Annotated in this window: 8 protein-coding genes; 4 read left to right on the top strand and 4 right to left on the bottom strand. The window is 58.8% G+C overall.

Annotation, left to right across the window (positions count from 1 at the left end):
- On the top strand, positions 1-243 hold a 243-nt coding region (locus AACR14_RS15945), incomplete at its 5' end, for a helix-turn-helix domain-containing protein (RefSeq protein ID WP_026035133.1).
- Between the two features lie 54 nt (positions 244-297).
- Here AACR14_RS15945 and AACR14_RS15940 read toward each other — a convergent pair.
- The 3 genes from AACR14_RS15940 to AACR14_RS15930 all read right to left on the bottom strand — a co-directional run bounded on the left by AACR14_RS15940 (position 298) and on the right by AACR14_RS15930 (position 2,105).
- On the bottom strand, positions 298-1,167 hold the full coding sequence (locus AACR14_RS15940; RefSeq protein ID WP_019446898.1) for a hypothetical protein: 870 nt from the start codon (positions 1,165-1,167) through the stop codon (positions 298-300).
- Between the two features lie 113 nt (positions 1,168-1,280).
- Positions 1,281-1,616, bottom strand: coding sequence for a hypothetical protein (locus AACR14_RS15935; protein ID WP_019446897.1), 336 nt, complete (start codon positions 1,614-1,616; stop codon positions 1,281-1,283).
- A gap of 144 nt (positions 1,617-1,760) precedes the next feature.
- A complete protein-coding gene (locus tag AACR14_RS15930) occupies positions 1,761-2,105 on the bottom strand; it encodes a DUF2956 domain-containing protein (protein ID WP_019446896.1) in 345 nt (114 codons plus the stop codon).
- 268 nt (positions 2,106-2,373) lie between these two features.
- Between AACR14_RS15930 and ushA the strand changes: the two genes are divergently transcribed.
- Positions 2,374-4,098 carry a bifunctional UDP-sugar hydrolase/5'-nucleotidase UshA gene (gene ushA / locus AACR14_RS15925; protein ID WP_019446895.1) on the top strand — a complete coding sequence of 575 codons (1,725 nt, stop codon included), beginning with the start codon at positions 2,374-2,376 and terminating at the stop codon, positions 4,096-4,098.
- A gap of 195 nt (positions 4,099-4,293) precedes the next feature.
- On the opposite strand, the gene AACR14_RS15920 is transcribed toward ushA, so the two are convergent.
- The gene (locus AACR14_RS15920) at positions 4,294-5,154 is read right to left on the bottom strand and encodes a Tim44 domain-containing protein (protein WP_019446894.1); all 861 of its coding nucleotides are present in this window, start codon (positions 5,152-5,154) and stop codon (positions 4,294-4,296) included.
- Between the two features lie 363 nt (positions 5,155-5,517).
- On the opposite strand from AACR14_RS15920, the gene dnaB reads away from it, so the two are divergent.
- Complete coding sequence (gene dnaB / locus AACR14_RS15915; protein WP_026035132.1) at positions 5,518-6,912, top strand: replicative DNA helicase; 1,395 nt, start codon at positions 5,518-5,520, stop codon at positions 6,910-6,912.
- Positions 6,913-7,103: 191 nt separating this feature from the next.
- A partial coding sequence (gene alr, locus AACR14_RS15910; RefSeq protein WP_019446892.1) for an alanine racemase occupies positions 7,104-7,857 on the top strand: 754 nt, incomplete at its 3' end.

Below are 7,857 nucleotides of genomic sequence, written 5' to 3'. Positions count from 1 at the left end.
CCGCTCAATGGGGTGCGCCCCCAGCTACCGACTGCGATTGCGGCAGCGGTGGCATCGGCTCCGGCCGCCACTGGCGTGGCCAACGGGCCGATTCGTCCGCTCTGGCTGGTGGAGAAAGAGGTGATCGAACAGGCCATCGCCAGCTGTGACGGCAATATTCCCAAGGCGGCGGCCCTGCTCGAGATCAGCCCCTCCACCATTTACCGTAAAAAGCAGGGGTGGGAGGAGTCCAATCGGGCCTGAACCATCTTGTCAGCAGAAAGGGCGGCTAGCGTGCCGCCCTTGCTATTTTGGGGATCAGAGTTTGGCTAGGCGCTTGAGGCGGGCCAGTCGCTCTCCCTCGTTGGCGCTGAACCAGCGGTCCTGTGACAGCAGAAACCAGGCGCGGGAAAAGTATTCCGCGGCCAGCGGATCGTCCAGCACCAAGGCATTCTCCCCCAGCTCCTCGAACAGATAACCATCCTCAGGTTCGCCTGCCTCGGCCATATCAACCTTGAGTTGGTGCAGCTCTGCCAGTGCCTGCTGGTGCTGACCCTGGGCCCGGGTCAGGCGAGCCAGACTCCAGCGAGCGATAAACGCCTTGGCCGGCTGGTTATGTTGCAGATGCCAGGCCAGACACTTCTGTTGCTGGATTTTCGCCTCATCAAAGCGGCCCAGTTCGAACAGGGTCCAGCCCTGATTGTTGTAAAGGGGGGCCAGCCAGCCACGCACCTTCTCGTCACTGCTGCGTTCCGCCAGCTCCATCGCCAGTTGATGCCAGCGGCTCTGCTCTTCCAATGGTGCGGCGATGGCGATCATGTGAGCGGCGTCGATGGCGAGATAGGTTTCTTTCTCCTTGAGCCCCCATTGCCAGGCTTGTTCAAACAGCGGTTTGGCACTGGCTTTGTCGCCCGCCGAGTTAAAGGTGCGGCCTCGTTCCAGCAGAGCCCGGATCCGTGCTCTGGGGGTTGTATCTGTGAGGCGAGGATCTATCTCGTCGAGCAGCTGATGGGCTTCGGCAAACTGGCGCTGCAGTGAATGGGTGCGGGCAATTTGGGTCAGCAACTCCAGTTCGAGTTGCAGGTCGGCGGCGGCGCGCGCTTCGGGAAGAAGGGTGTGAAAACGAAGGGCACTGGCGGCGGGATCCTGATAATCCCACAGCGCCATGAAATCGGGCGGATTGTCCATTTGGCCTCCTTGCTGGTTATCCTGTCACCAAGATGCCTGCAGGCCATTGTTTGTACAAGGGGCGCCCGTCACAGAGCGCCCCTTGAGTCATGTTAACGGCTGTGGCCAGTTGCTCAGTAGACCATAGCCAGGCTCATCAGCATCAGACCGAGGGCGGCAAAGGCCCCCTCTTTGATGGCGAGCCGTGGTACCAGCGCCTTGGGCAGGGCCGGAAACAGGCTCAGGGCAAAGCCAAGGCCCGGCATCAACCAGTGGAATGCCGGATCGCGCAGGGCGGGATCGGCGGCACTGTTGATGATGATCAGCAAAATAAACAGGGTGAAGGCCGGCAGGATAAACCAGCGTACCCCACCGGCGGCGACCGCCCGCAGCGGCGAAATGCGATAGAGCAGCATGGTCACAAGGAACAGAACAAAAGGGGCCAGCAGATAGAGCGGAGCGGGGTTCATAACATCTTTCCTGAAAACTGATCGTCAAAAAACCGGTTATCCGGTGCAAGAGGCGCGGGATTTAACCACTCTTCGCAGGTAATCACCAGCAGCCCGGGCCCGGGCTGTGAAGAGGATACCGGATAAAGGTTTGCTAGCGCACTCTTAGTGCAACCAGAACCAGGCTGCCGCAAATCCCAGCCAGCTCAGCACCAGCAAGATCCAGGGCAGGGGATGCTGATGGCTTACTTCAACCAGCTCCAGCTGATCGTCTGGCTCTTCGGTTTGGGGCGCGCCCTGTGGCTGCCTGGCTTTGGCCTGCAATTTTTTCTGGCGGCTCGCTTCACGGGCCCGCGCCTTCATCTGTTTCTTGTATTCGTCGATGCCTTTCTGGATCCCTTGCGCGATAAGCTGGGTCTGTTCCTTGCTCTGCCCCGGCTTCTGGTTGGCACGGGCAATTTTCATCGCCTCCTGCTTAGTCTCGGGGGAAATCTTGTCGTACTTGGCCATCAAATCATCTCCTCGGGCATGGCTGGCTGGGGAGTATGCCATAAAGGCGCGTCCGGGTGGCGCCTCCTTGGTGCGGGAGGGGAGCAAGTGAGTGACTGCTCAACAAAAAACCTGATAAATCAGCAGGAAGCTGGATGTTGGGCCGAAGATCACATTTAGCAGAATTTGTGAGTCATCGATGAAAAACGGTCATCTGTTGTTTGTTATATTGGCGCCCGACCCGCTGGACAGGGTTGATAAATAACAAAACAATCAAGGTGATATGGAAATGAATAATAACTTTATCAAAGGCGGCGTGGCACTGGCCGTGCTTGCTGCACTGACTGGCTGTAATACCTCGACCAATGACACCGTTGCACCCTGCACCGAAAATGTCTGCAAACTGACTATCCTGCACACCAACGATACCCACGGCCGTTTCTGGCACAACGCTGAAAATGAGTATGGTATGGCTGCCCAGAAGACTCTGGTCGAACAGCTGCGTGCGGATGCCAAGGCTGCTGGCAGTGACGTACTGGTTCTCTCCGGTGGTGATGTGAATACCGGCGTGCCGGAGTCCGATCTGCAGGATGCCGAGCCTGACTTCATGGCGATGAACAACATTCGCTACGATGCCATGGCGGTGGGCAACCATGAATTCGACAACCCCCTCAACGTACTGGAGAAGCAGCGCAAGTGGGCCCAGTTCCCCATGCTCTCGGCCAACATCTACGACAAGGCCAGTGGCAAACACTACTTTGACCCCTACAAGGTGTTCAAGTTGGAGAGCGGTCTCAAGGTTGCCGTACTGGGCCTGACCACCGAGGATACCGCGCAGCTGGTTGATCCCAACAACGTGCAGACCCTGGAGTTCCGCGATCCGACCAGCGAGGCGGCCAAACTGGGCCAGCAGATCCGCAGTAACAAGGAGGCCAATCTGGTCTTCGCCATCACTCACATGGGCCATTACGAGAATGGTCAGCACGGCAGCAATGCGCCGGGCGATGTAGAGATGGCTCGTGCACTGCCGGCAGGGACTCTGGATGCCATCATTGGTGGCCACTCCCAGAATCCGGTCTGTATGGAACCGGGTACCACCAACAAGTACGCCAATTTCAAACCGGGTGATAACTGCCAGCCGGATCAGCAAAACGGCACCTGGATCATGCAGGCTCACGAGTGGGGCAAGTATGTGGGCCGTGCCCAGTTTGAGTACCAGAATGGCAAATTGACCCTGACCAGCTATGACCTGATCCCGGTCAACCTGATCAAGCGCAACGCCAAGGGCGAGGCGATCGATGCCAACGGCGCCGTAACCAAGGATCCGGCCAAGATGCAGTTCGTACAGGACGAGATCACCAAGGATCCCGAGCTGTATAACACCCTGCTGGGTTATCAGGAGAAAGGTCAGCAAGAGCTGAATGTCGTCATTGGCTCGGCAGATGGCTTGCTGGTTGGTGATCGCAACTCGGTTCGCAACAAGCAGACCAACCTGGGTCGCCTCATCACCACGGCGACCAGCAGCAAGCTGGGTGTCGACTTTGGTATCGTCAACTCTGGCGGCGTCCGTGACAGCATCCCGGCCGGTGATATCACCTACCGCAGCGTGTTGCTGGTGCACCCGTTTGGCAACACGGTCAACAAGGCTGTCATGAAGGGAAGCGATCTGGCGACCTATCTGGGCCAAGTGGCAAGCAAGACCCGCAATACCGGTGGTTATGCCCAGTTTGGCGGTATCAACATGGCGGTGGATTGCCAGGCCAAGAGCGTCAATATCACCAGTATCGGTGGCAAGGCGTTTGATCCGGCAGCAACTTACAGCTTCGCGATCCCGAGCTTCAGCGCCTCCGGTGGTGATGGCTATCCGAAGATCGATACCATCAATGCCGGTTTGGTCGATGCTGCCGTGCTGAAGGAGTACATCGAGATCAAGAAGACCATCAACGTGGCCGATTATCAGCCAGGCAATGAGGTGAGCTATCTGAACTCAACATCTGCCGAAGGGTGCAACTGATTCGTCAGCGGTGCGTTTAGCTCCAGATGTGATCCCCAAGGGCAGCCGGTGGCTGCCCTTTGTCGTTGTTTGGGTGGCGGTTACAACTCTTCAATCATCAATGACGATAGCAATCGCCTGTATGAGGTCAGGTGAGGGGATGAAATGAAAAGAGGCGGCCCGTTGGCCGCCTCTTGCGTAGTGACAATCTAAACCTTACAGCTGCTCGATACCGACGATATGCCAGGGGGCATTGTTCTTGGCCAGATCGCGCTCGAGGTGCCACACCTCTTTGATGTCTTCTTCGACCTGCTCCTGACGGTCCATGTAGCGGCCGCTGAAGCGCACGCTCACCTGGGCCCAGTCGCTGCCATAGTCAGCACGTACCAGCTGGGTGTCGACATACATTACTTCTGTGTGCTGGTCGCCAGTCAGTTCGGCGCGCTCGGCTTTGAGCTGCTCAAATAGCTCGGTGCTGACGTACTCGCGCACCTTTTCCAGATCGTTCTTGTTCCACGCCTCTTGCAGGGTGCGATAGTGATCGCGGGCACCGGCCAGGAAGCTGTTCATGTCAAAGCCCGGCGGCAGGCGGAACGGCACGTCGCTGTCGGCAAAGCCGGTGGCTTGCGGTGCGCTGTTGCTCTGCTCAAACTGTTGCGGGGCAGCGGATTGTGGTGGCTGATAGCCCGCATAGGCCGCCTGTTGTGGCTGTGGCGTTGCGACCTTGCCCTTGCGCAGGGTACGGATCAGGAAGACTGCCCCCAGCGCCAGCAGGGCGATCAGCAGGAAGTCCATTCCTTGCAGACCTTCAAAGGCACCGCTGCCCAGCAGGTAGGCAAACAGGCCGCCAGCCAGCAGGCCGCCCAGCAGGCCACCCATCATGCCGCTCTTTTTCGGCGGAGTCTGGGCATTCAGTGTCGGATTCTTGTTGTCGACCGGTTTGGCCGCAGGCTGGGCCGGCGCAGTTTTGTAACTTTTACCAAAGGATTTGCCGCCGCCAAATTTCTTGGCTTCGGCGTGAGGTGCCCCCAGGCCAATGGCCAGGATCACGGCAAACAGGGTCAGCATCTTTTTCATTTTGACTCTTTTCACTCTCGTCTGTGGGTGGGGCATGCTCCGCTTTGGCAAGCTCAGCAAGGCGCATGGCAGGCTGCCTGTCCCTAATTGTGTCGCAGCTTGTATTCATCAATATCACCTCTGGCATGAATTATTCATGAACGAGGTTGCCGCGATGCGGCGTGAAACAAGAGGAGTAAACCGGATGAAAAGCAGAAGATTGAGTCGCAAGGAGCGCAAAATGCGAAGCAAAATCAAAATGGTCAAGGTAGAGCAGACTCTGGTTTGGCCCTTTATGATGGTATGAGCCGCCAGATAGGGCTCGCCGTAGTTGGCTTTCTTTTGTAAAATTCCCGTCCCCTTCCCGCTGCGGTTTTTATGTGTATGGCAGAGCAAGTGACGGCGAAAAAAGACGCCAAGACACAACAGCTGAAAGTTCCTCCCCACTCTTTTGAGGCCGAACAGTCCGTACTGGGCGGCCTGATGCTGGATAACGATGCCTGGGATCGGGTTGCCGAACGGGTTATCGATCAGGATTTCTACAGCCGTCCGCACCGGTTGATCTTCCAGGCCATGACCCGCCTCTCCAACGCGGGCAACCCCATCGACCTCATAACCCTGCAGGAGGAGCTGGAGCGCTCCGAACAGCTGGAAGAGGCGGGTGGCTTCGCCTATCTGGTGGAGATCGCCAAGAACACCCCGAGTGCCGCCAACATCAACGCCTACGCCGAAATCGTGCGCGAGCGGGCGGTGGTGCGGGAGATGATCTCGGTCGCCAACGAGATAGTCGAAGCAGGCTACGAGCCACAGGGCCGTACCTCCGGCGATCTGCTCGATCTGGCCGAGAGCAAGGTATTCAAGATTGCCGAGCAGCGCACCAGTGCCAACGAGGGGCCCCAGCCCCTGAAGCTGATCCTCGAGCAGACCGTCGACAAGATTGAAGAGCTGTTCAAGACCCCGCACAACGGGGTGACTGGGGTATCGAGCGGTTACAACGATCTGGACAAGATGACCGCCGGTTTGCAGCGTTCGGACTTGATCATCGTGGCGGCTCGTCCCTCCATGGGCAAGACCACCTTTGCTATGAACCTGTGCGAGCATGCGGCCCTCACCGCCGACAAGCCGGTGCTTATCTTCTCGCTGGAGATGCCCTCCGAGCAGATCATCATGCGTATGCTCGCCTCGGTCGGTCGCATCGATCAGACCAAGGTGCGTACCGGTCAGCTCGACGACGAGGATTGGGCACGCCTCTCCTCCACCATGGGATTGCTGCTGGAAAAGGGCAAGATGTATATCGATGACGCCTCCGGCCTCACCCCGACCGATGTGCGCTCCCGTGCCCGTCGGGTGGCGCGCGAGCACGGTGGCCTATCCATGATCATGGTGGACTACCTGCAGCTGATGCGGGTGCCGGCGCTCTCTGACAACCGTACCCTGGAGATCGGCGAGATCTCCCGCTCCCTCAAGGCCTTGGCGAAAGAGCTGCAGTGCCCTGTGGTGGCGCTCTCCCAGCTGAACCGAAGCCTGGAACAGCGGGCCGACAAGCGCCCGGTCAACTCGGATCTTCGTGAATCGGGCTCCATCGAGCAGGATGCGGATTTGATCATGTTTATCTATCGTGATGAGGTTTATCACGATGACAGCCCGGACAAGGGGATTGCCGAGATCATCATCGGCAAGCAGCGTAACGGCCCTATCGGCCGTGTGCGTCTCACCTTCCAGGGTCAGTTCTCCCGGTTCGACAACTACGCCGGTCCGGCGTTTGATGACGATTATTGATGTAAACCCAAGGTGATGGCGGTTTCGTCATTACCACGACTGCCCTGATCGATAGCCAGTCATTGGCTGCCGCTCTGGGCCTGTTTTCCCGGTTCGACAATTATGCCGGTCCGGCCTTCGACGACGATAAGTGAGTGGCGGTCTTCTGCCCGATGAGGGGGAGACCATTTGTGCCCTCGTAAGGGAAAACCATGAAAGCGGCTACTGCCCAAATCAATACTGCGGCCTTGCGCCACAACCTCGCCGTGGTCAAGCGCCACGCTCCCGCTTGCAAGATCATCGCTGTGGTCAAGGCCAACGCCTATGGCCACGGACTGCTGCCGGTCGCCCGCACCCTGGTGGATGCGGATGCCTATGCGGTGGCCCGTATCGAAGAGGCGCTGATGCTGCGCTCCTGCGCCGTGGTCAAGCCCATCGTGCTGCTGGAGGGCTTCTTCTCTACCGATGATCTGCCGGTGCTGGCGGCCAACAACCTGCAAACGGCGGTTCACACCTGGGAGCAGCTCGAAGCGCTGGAGCAGGTCGAGCTGCCAGCGCCCGTGGTGGCCTGGCTCAAGCTCGACACCGGCATGCATCGCCTCGGGGTACGTGCCGACGAGATGCCCGCCTTTATCGAGCGACTTGGCAAGTGCAAGAACGTGGTGCAGCCGTTCAACATCATGACCCACTTCAGCCGCTCCGATGAGCTGGAGCAGCCCACCACCCGCGAGCAGATCGACTTGTTCAGCAAGCTGACCGCCCCGCTGGCAGGCGAGCGGGCCATGGCCAACTCGGCGGGCATTCTGGCCTGGCCGGACTCCCACTGCGACTGGGTGCGCCCCGGCGTCATTCTCTATGGCGTCTCCCCGTTCCCCAACACGGTGGCGGCCGATTACGACCTGCAGCCGGTGATGACCTTGAAGACCCAGCTGATTGCGGTGCGAGATCACAAGGCGGGCGAGCCGG

The organism is Aeromonas sp. 159, assembly GCF_963862045.1.
Lineage (GTDB): Bacteria > Pseudomonadota > Gammaproteobacteria > Enterobacterales > Aeromonadaceae > Aeromonas > Aeromonas veronii.
This window is presented reverse-complemented; position numbering and strand designations above follow the sequence as displayed.

Bases quoted from the DNA above. Each gene is read 5' to 3' on its own strand.
- AACR14_RS15940 (WP_019446898.1), bottom strand. From the start codon at position 1,167: ATGGACAATCCGCCCGATTTCATGGCGCTGTGGGATTATCAGGATCCC.
- AACR14_RS15920 (WP_019446894.1), bottom strand. From the start codon at position 5,154: ATGAAAAAGATGCTGACCCTGTTTGCCGTGATCCTGGCCATTGGCCTG.
- AACR14_RS15930 (WP_019446896.1), bottom strand. From the start codon at position 2,105: ATGGCCAAGTACGACAAGATTTCCCCCGAGACTAAGCAGGAGGCGATG.
- dnaB (WP_026035132.1), top strand. From the start codon at position 5,518: ATGGCAGAGCAAGTGACGGCGAAAAAAGACGCCAAGACACAACAGCTG.
- AACR14_RS15935 (WP_019446897.1), bottom strand. From the start codon at position 1,616: ATGAACCCCGCTCCGCTCTATCTGCTGGCCCCTTTTGTTCTGTTCCTT.
- ushA (WP_019446895.1), top strand. From the start codon at position 2,374: ATGAATAATAACTTTATCAAAGGCGGCGTGGCACTGGCCGTGCTTGCT.